This is a genomic window from Cupriavidus sp. F041 (assembly GCF_057814235.1).
Genome location: NZ_JBVASY010000002.1, coordinates 4,054,893 through 4,074,817, shown reverse-complemented (window position 1 = coordinate 4,074,817; position 19,925 = coordinate 4,054,893). Strand labels below are relative to the sequence as shown.

The window sequence follows — 19,925 nt, the reverse complement described above, 5'->3', positions numbered from 1 at the left end:
TGTCCGTCCAATCTTGCTCTTCGCATCGAACGACACGAGGGGAGGGCTGACCCGGTAATACCCGGTACGCGCACACTTGCCAACAAAGTGCCTCGTACCGGCGTGGGTGAGCATCACGTGCCATTCCCTTAGATGAGCATCACCATTCAGGTCCTCTGGAGTTGATATCCATCGAGCCACGTGCCTCTCCTTTCCGCGTTTCCTCAGCCTCAGTGCGTAAGCGCAGAGTCACCAGAAGTCGGCGGGAAATACTTGCAGACAAGCCTATCCACAGCCATCAGATATCAAAGGCTGAATGCGTACCGGGCTAGGCCATGCAGCATCGGGCCCACGACCGACTCGCCGTTGGGCATAATGAGGGGCAGAGCTTCGCGAGACTATGCGTGGATTGCCTGCAGGGTTGGGGAGATTGTTGCCGGGTGGGGTGTAGTTCTGCTTATGGCGGCAACGTTTGCCGTGCGCCAGCGGAGCGCACGGTTGAAGTGTAGTATGTTTGTGAGCAGGTGCAAGGCCACCGCGCGAGACGCTGGCTATAGGCTCAGCTATCCACGAACGCGCATAGCACCGGCTGCTAATGCTCCCACTCTCCCGCTTTCACCATGGTTGCCACGATGCCGCCGAATGATGTTCTGACAACCTGCGTTTCATAGATATCCCTTGAGAGCCTCCGCTCCGAGAGCTCTCTGTTCAAAACGTCAAGCGCAGCGCACTCTGCAGTCATGACAACGCCGGCTTTGATGATGCGGCCCAGTACCTCGTCGGGGCAGTTCACGACGGCATCCACGGCGACAGGACCTTGCGAGCAGAGCGCGCCTATTGCGCAAGCGATGCTCCGAGCGAGTTCTGTGCTCACCCCGAGCCGTGCGGTCAACTCGACTGGGAGCTCGGTAATCTTGACGGGCATGTCGTTCTCCTGACTAAGCTGCGAATACCTTCCTGCACTGTGGGCGGACCGTGGATTGAACGGGCGTCGGCAAGACCGGTGTCTCATATCGAGTCAGCAATATTCTTCGCTCACGTCCGTGGCCTCCATGATTCCGTGATGGAGCGCCCAAAACATCCAGGCAAGCTCTGCAATCCCATCACTTCCGGGGACGCCTGACAACGCGTACTTGCGACCACTCATCGTAATACCCGTCTTCGTTGTGAAATCGAACGACACGATGTGCGAGCTAACACGCTCGCGGCAGTTTTCTACACAGTAGCCGGCAAGGTGTCTGTCACCGCCCTCCGTACGAAATACACGCCACCTAATCAGGGAGACTCTCGGTTGGACCTCTACCGGGGCGGCAAGCACAAAAGGCACGGGAAAACTCTCCATCGATGGGGATTTCATAGTAGGCGCCGCCGCCGGACACTTTCGTGACACGTCAGTGCGAGTGGCTAGCTCATTTGACAACAGGTATCCTGCCAGCGAGTGTCAGCCTGCCGGGGACAACGTTAGGTCCGCAACTTGGCCCAGGTGTTCTCGCACAATCGTGAGCCGAAACTGCAGACACGGACGATGGCGCACCTGAGGTACGAGGCACGCTTGCACGCAAGGGCTGTTGGGAGATTGTTGCCAGGGTGTAGTTCTACTTTTGGCGGCAACAGTTGAGGCGCAGGAGAGCGCTTGCAGGAAGTTTAGGCCGTCTAACGCTGATTGCAAGAGGCTGGAAGCACTCGTACCGACCTAGCCGCACATCTTGCGCGAGCACGCCGAAGCTAGTGCCACTAGGCTCGCGAGCGAGGAGGGGCCTCGAGCACCAAACGACCAGGTCTGCAGTTGGTTAGATGATACGTATGCAAACAAAGGGTAGGAGGATTGTCGCCAGAATGTAGATGCGATTATCAGACTTTCCATCTGGGCTTATTTGCAGCACCGATAGCCCCCTCGGTCTCGCTCCACTAGTTTCTATCGCCCAGTGGCAGCGTGCTAACAATCTGTTACATTTACTGGGTTCAATAGGCCGAGGACGTAATTTTCTCCTCCTTGGTCCAGATAACGCCGTTGAACATTTGGCGCGCAGTTAGCGCGCGAAGAATACGAAAAGGAAAGGGAGCGCGAAGTGGCGACCGTTGGCTACGAAGCATGTCTTGCAACTGAACAGCAACGTGTGGAATCCGCTTTGGCAGCTTACTACTTACGGTCCGACGGGCCTTTCGGTGCGGGCGCACTCCGGTACATCGACGCGTCGCCCAGCCAGTTGGCAGCGGCATTGTGCCTTGACGAGAGCTGCAACCCGGTGAAAGAGCTTGGCCGCGCCTGCGGGGGAGCGCAGGCTATGTCGCGGATGCTTGCACACGGCGTGGTTTCCCAGACCAAAGCCGCCGACACTCCAGGATTTTTCAGATTTTTGGTGATGACATGCGCCATCGTTGCGACTGCGGACAGTAACGACAAGACCCAAGAGTTTGGCGAAAACCTCGCGGTGGCATTTGACTCACCAAATATCTTCGCAAACCGGGCAGCCTTGCCGGGCTTGTGGGCCCGCCTGCAAAGCTGGTCTAGTCGCCAGCGCGAGGCAGGAGTCGCACTGCGCAAAGTGGTCCTACCGGAGCCAGGCACCGGAAAGCACCTTGGACTGACCAATGCCATAGCCTTTCCAGGATGGCGTGACGTGAGCCGTCTAAGGTCACTGCTGGAGCGGGGCAATCAATATGCCTCGATTAGCGACCCACTTGCAGCTGCGAAACTGCTGTGTCCGCAAGTGAAAAATGACATCAGGTTCTCGCCATCCATGCGACTGGCCAGTGACGAGTACGAGCAACTTTACTTCGCGAAAGCGTCCCTACTTGAACTTCATCGATTCTGGCTGGCGTTGCGCCCAGCACTCCAACTTGGCCGGACTGCGCTCAATGCCAACAGTTTGCTCCCACGGTTGGAACTCCGCTTCGGGTCGGAGGTTGAAGACGCAGAGTTGCAGTTGAACGTGGTCGATGCCAAGGGATTCCCGCACGCGGAGAAGAGACTCGAAGGTTGCGCAGATGAGGTCCTTCGACTACTGCCTAAATGGCTTGTGAAGCACGCGCTGTCTGGTGCCGGTACCTCGCTTTGTGCGGCAGTTAGCGGAGGACTGATACCGTTTCTAGAAGAGCGCTTTGGCCTATGGGTGTCCCGGTTGTCTCCGCCGGACCTGCCCGTGCGCTGTATGCTCCTAGTGGCCAAGGGGAAGAGTGAGTTTGCTCAGCAATGGAGGGCTCAAGCTACGCCAATTGGCGAAGACTGGATGTTGGCCGGTCCACTTCCTGCTCGTGAGACCCTGTCGGTCTATCAGTACCTCGGGTACAGAACTAGCGGGTTCACGACGGCACTTCCACAGGCATTACTTGTCAGCGGTGGTTTTAAGACTGCCACTGGCCTTGTCGGAAGAGTCTCGCTATTGCCGAAACTCATCGTCAACGGGCCGGGTGTGCCTTCGCTACGAGGTGGGGCGGGCGACAGCAACAAGGCTTCGCTCACTAAAGACGAGTTCCCGTTCTGGCACATAGAATCCACATGCCCTCTCGAAGGCCCATATAGGGTCTTGCTTGAAGAGGACATATTACCGGATGCCGAGCCACTTGCAGTAGAGAAGACATTATCGTTCTTTCCTGATGCCCTTGAGCACATTAGCCTTCCTTACGTCGACGATACGCGCTGGAAGGTGGTGTCGGAAACCTGCAATCATCAAGTCACACTACCTCCTACCGTAGACCCCTCTCCCACAGGGGATGATACGGTCGAATCCTGCGCGGACGCTGTCACTCGGTTTGATGATTTTTTGGAGGCCGTGTACACGGGTGGCCGCTCTGGATGGACAGAGCAAGACCTAGTATCCGCAATGCGTGAGATATTGCGCCCGGACGCACCGTCTCCTTGGGACATACTCCGCGGCCTTACGGAGAGCGGCTGGCTCGTGGAAACCTCTAACGTACAGTGGCGCGCGCGATGCTGGTGGCTGTGTCCGCCAATCCTTGTGAGAAGCAGGCTTGCCGATGATAGCGAAGCGCTCTTGTTGCGCGGCAGCGCGCCCACGACTGTGCGGCGAAGATTTGCAGAAACAGCAATCGCTGCCGGGTGCGCGGTGGAGACAAGACGAGGAGTCGGGGATTACTCGGCGCTGTCTTTGTGGGCAACGGGTACCGGGTTGTCTGCTGTTGTCGCCGAATTGGGGTGGACAGTGACAGACGCGGTTGCAGTGACGTTTCCGCCAGCTCCTCAATGCTGGCCGGTAGACACGGCCGATGAATCTCGCCACAGCCGATTCGGCAAATGGACCTGGGAGCGAGGCTCTTTCGAAAATCGGTTCACGTCTAGACTGGATATTGTTGCTATTGAGCGCTTCCGGCGCGAGCGTGGCGACAGAGAGGACCTGTTCGTCGTCTCGGAGACTGGCAACGCCACGAGATTCGTCACCGCTTCCCGCGTGGTCGCCATCACCGAGGCGTACCGACGCAAGAGCACTCATTTCTTTGAACACCGACAAAATCTTTTGGTGCGCATACCCAAGGACGGCTATTTGGTCCATGCGCTCGCTTCAGAAGCAATCACGCGAGGGGCGCGAAATTCCGGCCCTGCGTTAATCGATGGTCGCTGGACCTACGCATACCCAGCAGATTCGTTCATCGTACAAAAGGTGCGCAGATTGCTTGGTTCATCCTTTGTTACGGCGCAGTCTGCAGGAGCCGCGGAGGATGACGCGGAACTTGCGGCGAGTTCATTCGGGCATCTGCGACACCGGAAGATATTTCGTGCCGATAGTCGTGGCGCATTTCTCGCGCGTACTGAGCGAAGCTGAATGAATCTGAATGAATTGGAGTTGTGAATGGAAGAAGGGCTGTACCTGGGAAAGATAATTTACGCCGAAAAGACCTACGCTAGAGTTGAGCCTCTGGCATTTGAATCGAATGGGCGGTGGGTCGCTATAGAAGACAAGGCAGCCTTCTTTCCGCCAGACGGTAAGGCATTTTCGCCGCGTCCTCTCCATGGTGCCGAAAAAGAGAGCATATGGACCTTTCATCGTCGGGCGAATGAGCGAGCAGATAACGGCAAAGACCATTATCTCGTCGATGATGCGTGGGAGGCCGTGCAGGTCGTAGATTTATCAGCGCTGTCGATTGAGCAGGCCCGCCAGCGCATATTCAATCAGGGTGTAAGGCTTTACTCACCCCACAAGCGAGCTTACGCAATCGTTCTCTTAGCTGACCAACGGTTCTGCGACCTCGACTTTACGCTGTCAGCTGACGGGCTTTGGAACGCCGACCCCGTCTCCGCACCCGTCTGTTTGATGGCAGCCCCGGTACAATGGAAGCACGTAGGAAGCATTGACGGTCTGAGCTACATGCCTGCCGCGACCGTGCCGGAGACGCACCCAGTGAAGTTTGTGAACTGGTGCAGTGACGAAGATTTTGTAGAAAGAGTGCTTGAGCGATTCAGAAAATTTTCGCAGCAGCTCGGTGATACAAAATATGCTCCCCTCTCCAAGGAAAATGTACAGCGCATTGCTCGCGCACTTGAGGGCGCTGAGCTCATGCCCGGCGACGTCGACGACGTTGAACTTAATCTCGAACGTCTTCGGGCGGACTGGCCCGTTCTTGAGGCCAGATTCGAGGCGTCAGAGCAACTCTGTGAGTTAGTACTGGGGTCAAAAGCAGCGAAGGACGCGATAACCAAAGCCATAGCAAAAGCCGAGGAGCAGGCCGTTCAGACTATCCGACCCGTGGTCGAGCAAAGCGTCAGGCGCGAAATCGAAATAAGTCTTGCAGACGCCCTTGCACGACGTGCCGAAGTTGCTGCAGATGTCGAGTCGATTACCCATCAGCGGATGTTGTTGTCTCAAGAGCTCAACGAGATTGAACAACTCTGTGCAGAGGGACGCAAAGAGAAACAGGCACTAGCGAACAATCTACAAGAGATAGCGAATGGCTTGCGTGCGGCCTTCGAGAGCATGTCGCCACTGGAACTACCGCTCGCTAGAATCGTCGCCGAGCGTCTCGAGAGGGCACTAAGCAGGAGCGATTACCCAGGTCCCAGCCTCATACCCTCTAGCCTCGCGCCGTGGGCAAGGCCGGAAGACGTACTTGACGTGCACCTGATTCACCTCTCCGAGCTTGCGAGACGCACACAGGAGGAAGCAACTGCGCATGCTGTGAATGAAGAAGACCTGCTAATGGTTGATGCGTTCGCGCGAGCTGGTGAGCTATTGTTAATGCTTGGCCCTCAAGCGGAGTTGGCGCTGACGGCGTATGCGCGATGCGTGTCTGGGGGTGTTATTCGGTCGCTGGCTGTAGACCCGAGTGTAATTGGACTCGAAGACCTATGGCGCGTACCTGGGACCCAACAGCCGACCGCGATAGCCCACGCTTGGAACTCCGCCGCTGCCGAGCCTGACCGCCCGCATATCCTGTGCTTACGGAATCTTGATGCCGCGCCGTTTCATCTCTGGTTGGCGTCATTTAGCACCGTATTAATGTCCCCTTCAAGGCCGCGAAACCTATTGTTTTTCGCAACAGCGACTTCGACCGATGGTGCTCAGTCTTCTACACCCGCAGGCGGTGACACCTACCGGAGATGGCTAGTCCCTGTTCTTGCCGGAGTGCACAAGGACGGGCCTATTTCGGTGCTTTCATCTGTCTCTCCCAAAATTTCTCATGCTAGTCGACTGTGTCTTCCGTCAAATGCGCCCTCAGAAGAAACGATATCGACCGAATGGCTGAAACGCATCGCTGTACTGAAGGGCGCGGACCCGCATCTTGTGACACGCCTAGCACGACTGGCAGACGCGACCCGCCATACAAGCGACAAGAACCTACAGGCGTGCATCTTTAATTGGGCCGAGTTCAATAGCTCTTCGGCAAACTCAGAGAGTTTGTCGCCATGTCTTCGGGAAGGGTATGCCTCCCTTGACAGCCTCGTCAGATAAATTCAATCGAATTAATAAATATGCTAGACCCTATCGGAGCCACACACCGGATTCGCGAATTCTTCCTGTCGTACCTGGAAACGGCATTCCGTATTCGCGACAAGGACGTCCAGTCGGCCAGGCGCAAGCTTCTTAGTCTGCCGGGTACGTTGACCACCGATGAGTTTCTTGAGCCGGTGCCGAGGTACGAGCAAGCTTCGTACACAATCCAACAGCTTGTTGACCTAAAAGACAGTAACCCGCTTGAGCATTTCGATAGAAATGCAAGGCGTGCCTTTGTTGAATTAGTTCTTTCCGGACTCTTTCCGGGGCGACCATCAACCGATGGCGACATTCTTAGGGAAAGTAACGCACGGCCATATCTACACCAGTGGGAGATGCTAAGACGCGGCGTTCTCGCGGGGCATCCTGGCATTGTTACTTCCGGAACTGGCTCGGGGAAGACAGAAGCTTTCATGTTGCCCATTTTAGCCACGATAGCGGCCGAGGCCGTTCGATGGCCCGCACCGCCTAGCGAGACGACGGGCAGCCCTTGGTATCTTGACGGGAAATCGGAATTCGTTCCGCAACGGAAGGGCGAAAGTGGCAACCGCCCCAAAGCAGTGCGGGCGCTGATTATGTATCCAATGAACGCGCTTGTTGAAGACCAGATGACGCGGCTGCGACGCACGCTTGATTCTGACGAAGCTGCCGGCATTATGAACGAACGATTTCATGGAAACCGGATTTTCTTCGGACGTTACACCGGGGAAACCCCTGTAACGGGTCATCTAAATCATCCGCGTAGGGCCAATACCCCAGAGGAAAAACGCAAGCGCAAACGCCGCATGGAGGAATTGCGAGCAAAACTAACGGAGTTCTCGGAGATGCAATCCGTAGCGCGTGCGCACGACGCACGCGAACGCGCTGCAGCCAAAGAGGCGGGCGATGCCGAGCCGGAGCTTACCCGCTTCCTTTTCCCTTCGACAGACGGCAGCGAGCTCGTGAGTCGTTGGGACATGCAAGCAACGCCGCCAGACATCCTCATCACTAACACGTCAATGCTGGCGACGATGCTTGTTCGAGAGGTCGATGCGCCCATTTTCGACGCCACACGAGAGTGGCTGGAGCGCGAAGACGACGCATACTTCTTTATTGTCCTGGACGAACTGCACTTGATTCGCGGCTCTGCCGGCATGGAAGTGGTTGGCTTGCTTAGAAGCTTGTTCTCAAGGCTTGGCCTCGACCGCCCAGAGAATCGTCACAAGATTCGGGTTCTTGCCTCAAGCGCGTCCCTGCCAGACGAGGGGCCGGACGCTTCAGTTAGCTTGCAGTATCTCTTTGATTTCTTCGGTACCTTTGGCACAGCGCGTTTCAAGGGCGACAATGGCTACCGCACCGCATCGGAGTGGCATGAGGCTATAGTGCGAGGGCGGCAGGTTAGTCAGACGTTTGATGGGATGCTACCCCTCGACACAAGCCCATTCGCAGAGCTCGCTGGAGCACTAACCGTCGGTACATCCGGTTTCGCGCCGTCGCTTGCAGAACGTTCGGCGGTATTAGATGCTGCCATCTTAAGGGCGGCCGCGGCGTTAGGTGCCAACCCAGATGCCCAAGACATATCGCAGACGCTGGTCCGCGCGATAGCGGCCGCCTCTGCGGCCCTAGTATCTGCGTGCCATTCAAATGCAGGTGGAGCTCTGCGGGCAACCTCCGTGGACGACATCTCTGAAACTTTATTTGGCCTACGGGGGGAAGATGCTAAGGAAGCACTGCGTGGACTTTGCGTGCTTCGAGGCTTAGCCGACTACACGCAGGATTCTTCTACATACGCTGTCAAATTGCCTGAGGCGCTACCAAGTATTCGACTTCACGCGTTCTTTCGTAGTATCGAAGGCATGTTTGCAGCTCCATACTTTGATAGTGAAGCAAAGCTGAGATTCGACGGCCTGACTGTGGAGCGGGGGCGCACTCATACCCTCTGCGAGGATGGGGAAACACGAAGGCTTTTTGAGTTAGTTTACTGTGAAGCTTGTGGTGAGCTCTTCGTTGGCGGTCGCCGCAATGCTGAAGATGACTTGGGAACAACTGAACTGCTCACGACAGCTCCGAACCTTGAGCAACTCCCCGAGGCGGCCGCGAACACCAACTATGAGAACCTAAGCTATATACAATACGCAATATTTTGGCCGAGGACCAGCGAGCCGAAGGACGGTGAAACGACGGCGGAAGAGTGGAGCCTTGCTTCGCTCGATACACGTAACGCTGTCGTTTCGACTCGCGAGAGGGAAGTGGCCACCAGCGTATCAGGACGGCTATTCTTTTTGGGTCAAGGCGCGAAATCAACTACCGAGCAGGGGTCCGCATCACCACGGTGCTGCCCCGCTTGCGGTACTGATTACAGCAGGCGAAAGCCGGGTATGGGGGCTCTCTCCCCGCTTCGCAGCTTTCGAACAGGTTTTGCAAAGAGCTCGCAATTGTTGGCGACCGAGCTGTTTTCGGTGCTTCGAGTAAGCGGGCGCACCGCGAAGTCGGTAGTCTTTTCAGATAGCAGGCAGGACGCCGCGCGCGCGGCTTTAGACATCGAGCGCCGTCACCATCAGGACACGCGCCGGCAGCTGTTAGTTGAGGCCCTGAAGTCTGTTGCGGACGCGCGACCATCAAAATCGCAAGTGCAAGACTGGGAGAGTCAGCTTCAGCAGGCCTTTGCGGCAAGGAATTTTCCTGAAGTGGCAAGATTGTCTCAGGAGATTAGCAAGGCTCAAGAACCACACGACCCCTCCCGAGTGCCGCTTTCTGAGGTAATCGAACCAGTTATTTCGACGGAAACTAGGGAGCTTAAAACCTATCTGCAACGGCACGTCGAGCTGGGGATGCACCCGACCGACCCTGCAGGCATTGCTCCAATATTCAAGCGTCCATGGCACGAATGGGTTGTTCCGGTGGGACTGAATGGTAAGCCGGAGTGGCCAGCGCACAGCGAAAGTGGGGATGCCGGAGAGGCTCGCGCGCACATTCGAGCGGAACAACGACCGTTGACATACGAAGTACTTTTTTCGAAGACATACTTTTCTCTTGAGGAGACCGGCATCGGATATCCGTCGATGACGGCCACTCAGGAGGCGGACTCCGACCGCCTTGATGCTTACCTGCGAGTGTTTGCCGACGCTTATCGGGTTGCAGGCAACCGATGGTCAGAAGAGGCTTCGAACGTTGATAATGCACACCAATTCAGTAAACGGAGCCGCATCTATCGATTTGCGAAGGCCAGCGCGTCAGCTGCTCCGATTGCAGAGCTTGACCGACTATTGGAGCGGTTCGGGAGTCTAAATCATGCGCATGGCTTGATTGAACTGAGCGGACTTTATGTCCGCATGAGCAAGTCCGGCGACCCCTTCTATCGTTGTGCGAACTGTGGCCGTGTACATCTACACCGGGGGACCGGCTACTGCACACGCTGCTTTGAATCACTCCCAACGGAAAAAGAGGGGACTGTTGATGACTTGTGGACCTCGAACTTTCTTGCGCGCCGCACAATGCGTTTGGGCGATGGACGTGAGTCAGCCTTTCGTCTTCATTGCGAAGAGCTAACTGGCCAAACGGGGTCACCTGCAAGACGGCTGCGTGCCTTCAAAGGCATTTTTGTTGAGAAGACTGCATCCGAAGCGTTCGAGTTGCGTAAGCGTGTGGAAGAAATCGACCTACTGTCGGTAACCACGACGATGGAGGTTGGAATTGATATTGGTGCCTTGCAGGCTGTCTACCAAGCAAACATGCCGCCGCAGCGCTTCAATTACCAGCAGCGTGTTGGGCGTGCGGGACGGCGCGGGCAAGCTTTCTCGATGGTTTTGACGCTTTGCCGCAGCAGAAGTCATGACCTCCACTATTTCCGCAACCCGCAGAAGATTACGGGCGATGTGCCACCTCCGCCGTTTCTGACGACTGGCCACCTCGCAATCGGATATCGTATCGTGAGAAAAGCTTGGCTCGCAGCGGCCTTCTCCGTGCTACGTGACGAAGACGGCATTGCATATCCCGGCGATGATATTGTCGATACACACGGTGAATTTCCTCGAGCGGACGAAATTTTCTCGCCAGGTTCGCCTTGGCATGAGCGCATAGCAGGAGCGCTATCAGCTACGACTCAAACGCGCGATTCGGTAGCAAATGCTCTGTATGACGGGCAGTTGGGCCACGCCGAACGGATTGCGGTGGACATGACCCCTGCTACGTTGATAGAGCAAATGTGGGCGCTTGCGGAGGAGGGGGCAGCGAGTTCCCAGCCATTGGGTCAATTCTTGGCGGAGCAAGGCCTGCTACCAATGTATGGTATGCCGACAAGAGTGAGAGTCTTATATGTCGGTGCAGAGGAGGACGATGCGAAAGACGCAAAGTTTGCGACCGTCGACCGCGACTTGGATATTGCGGTGTACGAGTTTGCACCTGGGCGGTCGCTTATCCGAGATAAACAGAGGCACGAGTCCATTGGATTTTCCCCGACCTTGCGTGAACCTGTGAGTGGGACAACAAGGGCAGTTCGGTTTGGGTCGTGGCGGTCTGAGCGGCGATACATTGCGCATTGCGCCTGTTGTGGAGCAGTTTCTAGCCGTCCCGATGAGCCATTGACGGAAGTTCTCTGCGTTGATTGCGGTACAGCAATCGCCCCCGAAGGCTTCTTATGCTACGTGAGTCCCGTGGCATTTACGACCGACTTCCGGCCTAAGTCAGTCGAGGAGGGTGACTTGAGCCCGGTCTTTAGGCGGGTGACAACTACCGAGGCTTTGGCTGTTTCTATGAGGGCAGTTGGAGATACAAATATGTCAGTCGGCAGTGCGAGCGAAGCCCGCGTCTTGCGATTGAACGATGGCGAAGTTGATGACAGCGGAGTAGCACAGCCGTTCCAGATGGTCCCGACGGCCAAGCACAGAGTGCCCATTCCCGGAAACGGAAAATGGACACTGCCTGGACAGTACTTGACTGCTGACAACTTCGCCGCATTGAAGGCGAGGGATTTAGCTTCTCGGGAGCTCGACTTCGTTGACGAATCCGTAAGGCTGATGGCACGCAAAAGAACCGACGCTGTCTACCTAACTCCGACCAACGTTTTGGATGCGCTCGACATCGGTCGAGTCGGTCGCGACTTCTATCACACGTCTATTCGAGCTTCGCTTGTAAGTGCCACGCACTTGCTCGTGCAGCGTGCGGCGCTGGAATTGGATATTGCTCCCGAAGAGTTTGAAGCCTTGGAGCCTAGACTCAGGAATGGAAAACCACTACTGCAAATCGCTGACTTTCTGGTGAACGGCGCAGGTTTCTCAAACCGTCTAGCAGTTGGCGAAATACCGTTGGTTATTCAGCTGGCGCGGTCGATGGTTGACTCGCCTCATGACGACCCGCTCGTTGGCTCTTATTTCTCAGAGCGACACAGCAGTACGTGCTCACAAGCCTGTTACGAGTGTCTGCAACGCTACGGAAACCGGTCATATCACGGTCTGTTGGACTGGCGCCTTGGGATTTCAATGCTGCGAATTTTTCTCGACAGTTCATGGACAGCCGGTCTCGATGGCGATTGGACAAGGGCACCAGAGACAGCTGATTGGTTAAGAATGGCCTGGGAATGTGCAACAGACATAGCCAGCTTGAGTCCGGACAGGTACGAGTTGGTTTCCGCAGGCTCGCTAGGGTTGCCTTCGATACAGTTGCGGAAGAGCGGTCGACGGTTCGTGATAGTCCATCCCTTCTGGGCTAGGAGTGCAGCAACGTCCGTCGTCGGGAATGGATTTGACGGTCTGACGCTCTTCATAGACACATTTCAAGCGGCTCGACGTCCGCAGAGGGTACTGAACTCCGCCGTGGAACATGCAAAAAGGCAAGGCCTCATCTGATTGATTCGTGAGACCGAGCGTCGTATAGCAACTGAGGAAGGCGGGGGCGGCGAGTTCGCGGGTAGGCGAGTTTGGGCCCGGAAGTATTGCTGCAGCCACGGGCCGTCAAGCGTCAGCGCAGTAAAAAAGCAAATTGCCGGGAAACTCGAGTATCCTTCCGGCTGAGCTTGCGGCGGAGGCAGACAAGTCAATTTAGCGTGCGAAAAGCGCCTTTGTCCTCGCCGCGATGGCGCGTTGCCTTTCCGCAGCCAGACCTATGGAACCCCATTTTTACAATGAAATTTGCAGGGCTTTTCGCCGGAATCGGCGGCTTTGAACTCGGGCTGGGACGTGCTGGACACAGCACTGAACTGCTGTGTGACGTGAACCCCGCATCCGAGGCGGTTTTGAAACGCCATTTTGACGGAGTCGCATATCACTCCAACATCAAGACCCTGAAGTCGCTCCCCTCAAGTGTCGACGCCATTTGCGCAGGCTTCCCGTGTCAAGACTTGAGCCAGGCTGGTCGGGGGGCCGGGCTTGACGGCGAGAAGTCGGGCCTCATCTCGGAGGTTTTTCGGCTGTTGTCGCGGCGACGTATCCCAACAATTGTCATTGAGAACGTGCCATTCATGCTCCAGTTGAGCGGCGGCTCGGCGATGCGAGCAATCGCCGATGAGTTTGAGGCACGCGGATACCGTTGGGCATATCGTGTGGTGGACACGTTTGCTTTTGGCTTACCACAGCGCCGTGAGCGGGTTTTCTTTGTGGCTTCACGAGCGCTCGACCCAGCAAGTGTTCTCTTTGCCGACGAAAACGAGTTGGAGCGGCCCAAGACGGCAATCGGCGACGTAGCGCACGGATTTTATTGGACCGAAGGACTGACCGGTCTAGGGTGGGCGGTCGACAGCATCCCGACATTGAAGAATGGCTCGACGATTGGCATCCCGTCGCCACCTGCCGTACTGCTTCCGGATGGAAGAATCGTGAAGCCGAGTATACGCGACGCAGAGAGGTTGCAGGGATTTGAACAAGGGTGGACGGAGCCCGCTGAGAAAGTTGTCCGCCGGTCGTTTCGCTGGAGCTTAATCGGGAGTGCCGTTAGTGTTCCGGTCGCTCAATGGCTGGGAGAGCGACTTATGGACCCCGGGACTTACCGCAAAGACCTTGATAGCGACTTTCCGTCAGCCGGAAGAATTCCCCGGGCTGCACGTTTTGATGGCAAGCGCAGACATAAAGTATCTATCGGCGTGGACCCCGTAGGGCGTCGGCCGCCGCCGCTGTCCGATTTCTTGCTTGATGATGGCGACCCGCTCTCCTTGAGGGCCGCGCATGGATTTTTAAGTCGAACGCGGAGAGCGAAGCTAAGATTCGATTCGGCGTTTATAGCGGCGGTCGAACGGCACGTCGAGCTCTTGGGTGGCGTGGTTCCTCCGCCCGCTGCGAAAGGGATGGCTTTGAAGGTGGCATAACGTGTCTATTAGTCTGTCGGCCCTGGGGCACCGAATCGTTGTTACGAAATACGCTGTCGGGGGCCATTGGAACGCCGAGTGGTAGACTCTAGTGCGATAGCACAAGATTTATAAAATAAAGCCGCGCGGAGATTGTCGCGCGTAGACACTGCATAACGGAAGTTTTCATAATGGCCACCACGGCACGGAATCAACTACGATTCGTTACTGATGAAGACAAAATCGCGGCCGAAGAGCAGGTTCGCGAGCTTCAAACCGATGTCGATTATGAGACAAAGGAGTACACGGTCGAGCTTATAGTGCAGAAATACCTGGATGGGAAAGACGAAGATGCAAACGAGCTCTTCGTGCCCACCTATCAGCGTGATTTCGTGTGGAGTACGGAGCGGCAAAGCAAGTTCGTCGAGTCAGTAATGCTCGGTCTTCCAATACCTTACGTATTTACAGCCTCCTTGGAAAAGGACATCGATGCAGACGAGGGGCGCGTTGAAATTGTCGATGGCTCACAACGCGTTCGTACGCTGGCGGCGTTCGTATGTGACGAACTGATTCTCGATGGATTGGAAAAGCTATCCCGCCTTAATGGCTTTCGCTTCTCAGATATTGAGCTGTCTCGCCAAAGGAAGTTCAAGCGACGGCCTATACGGGTCATTGAGTTGTCTGAGAAGGCCACGGAATCCGTCAGGCGTGACATATTCGAACGCATTAATACGGGCAGTGACGAATTGAGGGCAATGGAGAAGCGGAAAGGCATCTACACTGGCCCCTTCTATGACTTCATTGCAGAATGTGCTGCTCTTCCTTTGTTTAACGAGGTTTGTCCGATTTCGTATCGCAAGCAACGGAGAGAGGAGGCGGAGGAAATGGTACTTCGCTATTTCGCATACGCTGACCGATATGAACAGTTCAGTCATAGCGTGCGGAATTTCCTCGATGGCTACTTGAAGGAGCACCAGAGTCATTTTGACAGAGCTGCGCTATTCGACCGATTTAATTCAATGCTGACCTTCGTCCGAGATAATTTTCCATTTGGGTTTCGCAAATCTCCTGGTAATTCATCGGTGCCCCGGGTCCGGTTCGAGGCAATCTCGGTTGGCGTGACTTTGGCCCTGCAAGCCAAACCTGACCTTACCGCTTCAAGTCAGAATATTACTGACTGGTTGACGTCGAGGGAATTCATGAATCATACAGTGTCGGACGCAAGTAATTCACGTCCGAAGGTCAAGGCTCGTATCGAGTTTGTCCGAGATAGGCTTTTGGGCGCATAAAATGCTCACTGTGCGCGCCGACTTTGATAAAAGATGCGGTGAAATTAAGACCTATCTTGACTGGCTTGCGAAAGTCGAGTCTGGTACTCACGACATTCCGAGCGGACTGCCATCCACGATGAAGGCCGCTGCTATGCTCCTGTTATATAACGTAGTTGAATCGACAATGACGAACGCTGTTGAGGCTGTGTTCGATGAGTTGCAGCAGCGAAAAGTGCCGTTTGATTCTCTAAGCCCCGTGCTAAAAGCTGCGGTGCTTGGGAACGTAAAAAACATCAACGCTGAAAAGCTGACTCCCAAGCTCGTCGCGATTACTACTGATATCATTAGTTGCAGTTTTGACAAGACCAAGGTTTTCAACGGCAACGTGGATTCAAGGAAGATTCGCGATACCTTGACGGACTATGGAGTGAAGAAAACCAATGCCTATGCGGAAGACCGTCTGCACGACATTATGGTTGCTCGAAACCGACTAGCGCACGGAGCAGAATCTTTTGGGGATTATGGCAAGGACCTGACCGCAGCGCAACTGATTAGGGATTACGAGTGCGTTAAGAACTTACTCGGTTCAGCACTTAATGACTTCGAGGCCTATATTGGGCAGCGTCATTATCTTTACCGTACCTGAAGCGCTTGGGAGACGCGTTTTACGCAGATTTCGATTTCCTTCTCCACCTCATGTTCCCAAAGTCGTATTACATGCCAACCAGCTTCCGTAAGCTTGCAATCGACGTGGTGGTCCCGCTCGCGGTTTCGCCTTATTTTCTCTTCCCAAAACTGCGCGTTTGCTTTTGGTTTCGTGCCATGTATGGGGCATCCATGCCAAAAGCATCCATCAACGAAGATTGCAACCTTGGCTGTAACGAAAATGATATCTGGGCGACCCGGTACCGCTCGTCCCACACGAAGGCGATAACGAAGACCGGCTCTCCAGAGTGCCTTCCGTAACCTAAGTTCTATGTCTGTCCCAGTCTGCCGCACCCGCCTCATGCGAACACTGCGTTGGTCTGGGGTGAGGATGTCGGCCATGTTTGGTGATTGCGTTTGTTTGTCTCTACATAGCGGCTGGAGGGCTTGGACCGGTTCAGCCAGTACCTTGCCAAAAATGTGCGGCCAACGGCGACAGAAAAAATCGTTATTCGGGGGCGGATGCACCAGAATATTAACCGAGCGCGCCTTCGTGTCCGCTGGCGCGCCGAGCCTGTAAGGGGCACTGCGCACAGTCGCTCCATCATGCCCGCACTAACTGCTCCAACTCGTCCAGAACTATCGGCCGAAAGCGTTCGAAGACGACCCAGTTCTTGTAATCGGCACTCCAGAAGCCTCGCCCGCGACAGATTGGCTCAACAATTTCGCGGACAGCTTGGTTTGCTGGGTGAAACACGGATATGTTGTTGAGTGGCAGTTCCCGCACAAATACGGGTACTCCCAGAATGAAGAAAGTCCACACTCCTGTTCGCTGAGACACATAAAACTCCGTGATGAAGACGGGCTCAGCGTAGGGCGCAGCAGACGGGAAGAACAGTTTCTAACAGTGAGGGGAACAGTGGGAGAGCGAAATTCTGTCCAAAAAATCAAAGGGTTAGACGCAATCGAGGCGGATGGGCGGGAAAATGAGGCGACTGAGCAAGTGCGTATTCCGGCTGAGCGTGACCAGTGATTCCGGATTATCGTGACCGGTGATTCCGGCATCGTGACCAGCATTTCCGGCTGATCGTGACCGGTCTTTCCGGCGATCGTGACCAGCCCGCTGAGGCGTCATCCGCCGCCGATTTCGCGGTGTCTGCCTCGGGATGATCGGCGTGGAGATGTTGCGTATTGTTCAACCCCGGTTGTGGATAACCTTCCCCGTTTTTACACGGAGAAGCGATGCCCACACCCCCAATGACGATACGCATGATCAAAGACGTGTTACGACTCAAGCATGAGTCTCAGCTTTCACACTCTCGCATCGCGGCGACGCTGCAAATTTCCAAAGGAGTGGTATCCAAGTACGTGTCGCTCGCCGCGGATGCCGGGCTGGCATGGGACCAGCTACGTGACCTCGACGAGGCGGCGATCGCAGCGCGTCTGCTGCCCGGTTCACGTGGCAGCGCCTACGTGCCGCCGGACTATGCGCGGATACACCAGGAGTTGCGTCGCAAGGGCGTCACGCTGACGCTGCTGTGGCAGGAATATGTCGACGCCCACCCCGGCGGCAAGACCTACCGCCACACGCAATTCTGCGAGCACTACCACACGTGGGCCAAGAGCCTGAAGCGCTCGATGCGCCAGGTCCACAAGGCCGGCGAGAAGCTGTTTGTCGACTATGCTGGCCCGACCATCGCGGTGGCCGATGGCACGCGTGCCCATGTGTTCGTCGCAGCATTGGGCGCATCGAGCTACACATTCGCCTGCGCCACGCCGCGCGAGACGATGGTCGATTGGATCGGCTCGATGGTGCGCGCCCTGAGCTTTATAGGTGGCAGCCCCGACTTGATCGTGCCCGATAACCCGCGTGCCTTGATTGCCAATGCGGACCGCTATGAGCCGCGCGCCAATGACACCGTGCTCGACTTCGCGCGCCATTACGGCACGTCGGTGCTCCCGGCCCGGGCGCGGCGGCCGCAGGACAAAGCTAAGGTCGAAGTCGCGGTCCAGATAGTTGAACGTTGGATCATGGCGCGGCTGCGCCATCAGCGTTTCGAGACCGTGTACGCGGTCGACTGCGCGATCGCCGCGCTGTTGCCCACGCTGAATGACCGCCCCTTCCAGAAGCTGCCGGGCAGCCGCGCCAGCGCCTTCGCTGCATTGGACGCCCCGGCGCTGCGCCCGTTGCCGGCGATTCCCTACGAGATCGCCCAGTTCCGCACCGTCAAGGTTCATATCGACCACCACGTCGAGATCAACAAGCATCGCTACAGCGTGCCGCACGCGCTGGTCGGTCAGACGCTGGACGCCCGCATCACCTCACACGCCGTCGAACTGCTGCATCGCGGCCAGCGCGTTGCGGCCCATCTGCGCGCGACTGCGGGCGGCTTCACTACCGTGGCCGAGCATATGCCCGCCGCTCACCGCGCTCACCTCGAGTGGTCGCCGCAGCGGCTCGTCCATTGGGGCCAGCAGATCGGCGGCGCCACCGGTGCCGTCGTGCGGCGCCTGCTCGAACGGTACAAGCATCCCGAGCACGGCTACCGCTCTTGTTTAGGTCTGCTGAGTTTAGCCAAGCGTTATGGCAACGATCGCCTCGAAGCCGCCTGCGCAGTCGCTCTGGAACTGGGCGCGTATCAGTATCGCCACGTCAAGAGCGTGCTCGAAACCGACCGCGACCGGCTCGCTGCCGCGGCCCCATCCGAGTGGGTCAGTCCCGACCACGCGCATCTACGCGGCCCCAGCTACTACCAGTGACGCCGCCTGTCACCACGGCAGTCCGCGGCAGGCTGCCGCGGACTGCCTGGCCTAGCGCCTGACCGTCTGGTCGGCCTCAAGGGTGCGCTATGCCGGGCTGCGCCCGCTCTTGACTCTGCCTTCTCGCCCGGCGCCAATGACCAGGACCTCACCTCATGATGACCCATACCACTCTCGCGCAACTACGCTCGCTCAAGCTCGACGGCTTCGCCGCCGCCCTTGAAGAGCAGCTTGCCCAGCCGGCCGCCGGCGCGCTCGCCTTTGAAGAACGCCTGGCTTTGCTGATCGACCGTGAACTGCTCTGGCGCAACAACCGCAAGCTTGCCCGTCTATTGCAGCGTGCCCGGCTCAAGTATCCGCAGGCCGCCATCGAAGATCTCGATACCCGGCCGGGCCGGGGCATTGATCATAAACAGATCACCAGCCTTGTGCTGTCCGACTGGATCGCTACCGGCCACACCGTGCTCGTCGGCGGTCCGACCGGTGTCGGCAAGACCTGGCTCGCCTGCGCACTGGCGCAATACGCCTGCCGCCGTGGTCATTCCGTCGCCTACCTGCGCGTGCCCAGGCTCGCCGAGGAACTGCGTATCCTCCACGGCAGCGGCGGCTTCGGCAAATGGCTGCTGCAGATGGCCAAGACCGATCTGGTGGTGCTGGACGACTGGGCCGTTGCGCCACTGGATGCCGCCACACGTAACGATTTGCTTGAGCTCATCGACGATCGCGGCAGCAACCGCGGCATCCTCATCACCAGTCAATTACCCGTCGAGCACTGGCATGCCTGGATCGGCGATCCCACCATCGCCGATGCCATTCTCGATCGGCTGATGCACCGCATTCACCGGATCACACTGGCCGGCGACTCGTTAAGAAAGACTGCTCAAAAAATAGGCGCGGCAGGCATGGCCAACGACCTCGCATAGTCTTCCAGGGTAAAATCCGTCCCACGCAACACCTCCCGTCGACCACCGGTCACGATCGCCGGTATCGCCGGTCACGAACAACCGGAAACAGCGGTCACGATAAAACGGAATCAGCGGTCACGATGCCGGAAATGCCGGTCATGATCAC

General features: G+C 56.7%; 10 protein-coding genes. 8 read left to right on the top strand and 2 right to left on the bottom strand.

Annotated features, from left to right (window positions below):
- Positions 1 to 571 precede the first annotated feature (571 nt).
- Positions 572 to 904: a hypothetical protein gene (locus ACZY0R_RS36165; RefSeq protein ID WP_488865248.1), complete on the bottom strand. Its 333-nt coding sequence runs from the start codon at positions 902 to 904 to the stop codon at positions 572 to 574.
- Between the two features lie 1,144 nt (positions 905 to 2,048).
- On the opposite strand from ACZY0R_RS36165, the gene ACZY0R_RS36160 reads away from it, so the two are divergent.
- The 6 genes from ACZY0R_RS36160 (at position 2,049) to ACZY0R_RS36135 (ending at position 16,095) form a co-directional block, all read left to right on the top strand.
- A complete protein-coding gene (locus ACZY0R_RS36160) occupies positions 2,049 to 4,760 on the top strand; it encodes a hypothetical protein (RefSeq protein WP_488865246.1) in 2,712 nt (903 codons plus the stop codon).
- 27 nt (positions 4,761 to 4,787) lie between these two features.
- Positions 4,788 to 6,884 (top strand): hypothetical protein, encoded by a 2,097-nt coding sequence (locus tag ACZY0R_RS36155; protein ID WP_488865244.1) that lies wholly within the window; start codon positions 4,788 to 4,790, stop codon positions 6,882 to 6,884.
- Positions 6,885 to 6,904: 20 nt separating this feature from the next.
- Positions 6,905 to 12,748 (top strand): DEAD/DEAH box helicase, encoded by a 5,844-nt coding sequence (locus ACZY0R_RS36150; protein ID WP_488865242.1) that lies wholly within the window; start codon positions 6,905 to 6,907, stop codon positions 12,746 to 12,748.
- 275 nt (positions 12,749 to 13,023) lie between these two features.
- On the top strand, positions 13,024 to 14,199 hold the full coding sequence (locus ACZY0R_RS36145) for a DNA cytosine methyltransferase (RefSeq protein WP_488865240.1): 1,176 nt from the start codon (positions 13,024 to 13,026) through the stop codon (positions 14,197 to 14,199).
- A gap of 170 nt (positions 14,200 to 14,369) precedes the next feature.
- Positions 14,370 to 15,467 (top strand): DUF262 domain-containing protein, encoded by a 1,098-nt coding sequence (locus ACZY0R_RS36140; RefSeq protein WP_488865238.1) that lies wholly within the window; start codon positions 14,370 to 14,372, stop codon positions 15,465 to 15,467.
- A gap of 1 nt (position 15,468) precedes the next feature.
- Positions 15,469 to 16,095, top strand: coding sequence for an MAE_28990/MAE_18760 family HEPN-like nuclease (locus tag ACZY0R_RS36135; RefSeq protein WP_488865236.1), 627 nt, complete (start codon positions 15,469 to 15,471; stop codon positions 16,093 to 16,095).
- On the opposite strand, the gene ACZY0R_RS36130 is transcribed toward ACZY0R_RS36135, so the two are convergent.
- Complete coding sequence (locus tag ACZY0R_RS36130; RefSeq protein ID WP_488866377.1) at positions 16,083 to 16,496, bottom strand: very short patch repair endonuclease; 414 nt, start codon at positions 16,494 to 16,496, stop codon at positions 16,083 to 16,085. The two genes, ACZY0R_RS36135 and ACZY0R_RS36130, sit on opposite strands and share 13 nt — an antisense overlap.
- Before the next feature lie 840 nt (positions 16,497 to 17,336).
- On the opposite strand from ACZY0R_RS36130, the gene istA reads away from it, so the two are divergent.
- Both istA and istB read left to right on the top strand, forming a co-directional pair.
- A complete protein-coding gene (gene istA / locus ACZY0R_RS36125) occupies positions 17,337 to 18,854 on the top strand; it encodes an IS21 family transposase (protein ID WP_488861606.1) in 1,518 nt (505 codons plus the stop codon).
- 155 nt (positions 18,855 to 19,009) lie between these two features.
- Complete coding sequence (gene istB / locus ACZY0R_RS36120; RefSeq protein ID WP_488861608.1) at positions 19,010 to 19,777, top strand: IS21-like element helper ATPase IstB; 768 nt, start codon at positions 19,010 to 19,012, stop codon at positions 19,775 to 19,777.
- Positions 19,778 to 19,925: the final 148 nt, after the last annotated feature.